Origin of the sequence: Streptomyces swartbergensis, assembly GCF_002148965.1 — a bacterium.
Lineage (GTDB): Bacteria > Actinomycetota > Actinomycetes > Streptomycetales > Streptomycetaceae > Streptomyces > Streptomyces swartbergensis.
In genome coordinates, this window is the sequence record NZ_NGFN01000673.1 from 1 (window position 1) to 1,574 (window position 1,574).

General features: G+C 75.3%; 2 protein-coding genes and 1 pseudogene. 1 reads left to right on the plus strand and 2 read right to left on the minus strand.

The annotated features are described in order from the left end of the window. A partial coding sequence (locus tag CA983_RS43440) for a bifunctional adenosylcobinamide kinase/adenosylcobinamide-phosphate guanylyltransferase (protein WP_086606085.1) occupies positions 1-970 on the minus strand: 970 nt, incomplete at its 3' end. 224 nt (positions 971-1,194) lie between these two features. On the opposite strand from CA983_RS43440, the gene CA983_RS43445 reads away from it, so the two are divergent. Then, entirely contained in the window at positions 1,195-1,407 is a 213-nt protein-coding gene (locus CA983_RS43445; protein WP_086606086.1) for a hypothetical protein, read from the plus strand. 54 nt (positions 1,408-1,461) lie between these two features. Here the strand turns inward: CA983_RS43445 and CA983_RS45635 are convergent. Beyond that, positions 1,462-1,574: pseudogene (locus tag CA983_RS45635) on the minus strand (SAM-dependent methyltransferase); the annotation flags it as partial.

Genomic DNA, 1,574 nt, shown 5'->3' on the forward strand with positions numbered 1-1,574 from the left:
GCTCCGCCCACACCGCGTCGTCCCACGCCCCCGCGGCATCCATCGCATCCGTCAGCCACAACGACAGACAGTCGATGAGCAACGGCGGCCCCTCCGCCTCCAGCAGCGGCACCAGATCGCACGTCTCGACCGTCTGCCACGACCCCGGCCGCCGCTCCCGATGCGCGGACACCCGCGCCGACCACTCGGTGTCCCCGTTGCGCGACCCGCCCGTCGCCACGTACAGCACGTCCGGAAAGGCCTCCAGCCTCCGCTCGGCCTCCACCGACTTGCCCGATCGCGCCCCGCCCAGCACCAGCGTCCGCCGCGGCACGTCCGGCACGTCCTCGTACACCCCCACCGTCAGCGTCGCCCCGTCCGGCACGGCCCGCGCCCCGGCCGCCGCGAGCCGCCGCCCGAGCTCCGGCCCCGGCGGCACGTCATGGTCCAGATGGACGGCGATCACATCGGTCGTCGGCCCCACCGAACCCACCGCCCGCAGCTTCGCCAGCGCGTCCGGCCGCCCCACGACGTCCGCGAGCACCATGTCGTACGACTCGGCCGGCTCCTCGAGCCCCGCCGGCGCCCCGCCCGGCGGCAGGTACAGCAGCCGCTGCCCGTCCGGCCCGGTCACCGCGTACCCCGTACCCGGGGCGTCCATCGCCACCGCCCGCACCCGGTGCCCCGTCAGCAGCGTCAACTCCCGTCCGTCCGGCACCCGTCCGGGTTGCGGCAGCCCGGCCGGCACCTCGACCGCGGGCCCGTCGTGCGGATGCGACAGCAGCACCTGCCGTACGCCGGTCAGGGAACGGCCCGCCCGCGCCGCCGCGAACGCGGCCCCGGGCGTCAGGTCGAGCAGCAGCGCCCCGTCCAGGAGCAGCGCGGTGGCCGCCCGCGCGTCCGGGCCGAGGGCGGCCGCACAGGCCGCGCAGGGACAGTCGGGGCGGGGGAGTCCCGCGGGGGCGCCGGTGCCGAGGAGAGTCAGTTCCACGCCCCGATTCTCACCCGCCACCACGTGTCATGCGTGCTGGAGACGTCCCTGTAGGGGCGCGGGGAACTGCGCGACCAGCCCCACACGACCCGCACGCGCCCAGCCACCCGCACTCCCGCAAGGCCTATAACGCCGAACCCAGCGGAGCGCATAGGCTCGGGTCAGGAGCCGGACCAAGATCCGGCTTTCGCTGTGCAGTGTGCTCACACACATGGGAGGCGTACATGGCGGCATGGACGTGGCGGTTCGAGAAGACCGACGGGACGGAGGTCGAGCCCGCGGTGCCGCCGGAGGAGTTCCCCACTCAGGGGGACGCCGAGTCCTGGATCGGGGAGCACTGGAAGGCCCTGCTGGAAGGCGGTGCCGACCAGGTGCGGCTGTTCGAGGACGCCACGGAGATCTACGGGCCGATGAGCCTGCACGCGACCGAGGCGTGAGCCCGGGGGCGGGGGCCGGCGGACGGCCCCCGCCCACCCCGCCGGAGCCGGCGGTCAGCCCCGTACGCCGCACAGGTGCAGCAGCGCCGCCACCCCGCGGTACGGATCCGTCCGCCCGGCCTTCTCCTCCACCGCGAGCAGCGTCTCCACGTCGGCCGGGACCTCGG

Coding starts and splice junctions, on each gene's coding strand:
- CA983_RS43445 (WP_086606086.1), top strand. CDS start 1,195: ATGGCGGCATGGACGTGGCGGTTCGAGAAGACCGACGGGACGGAGGTC.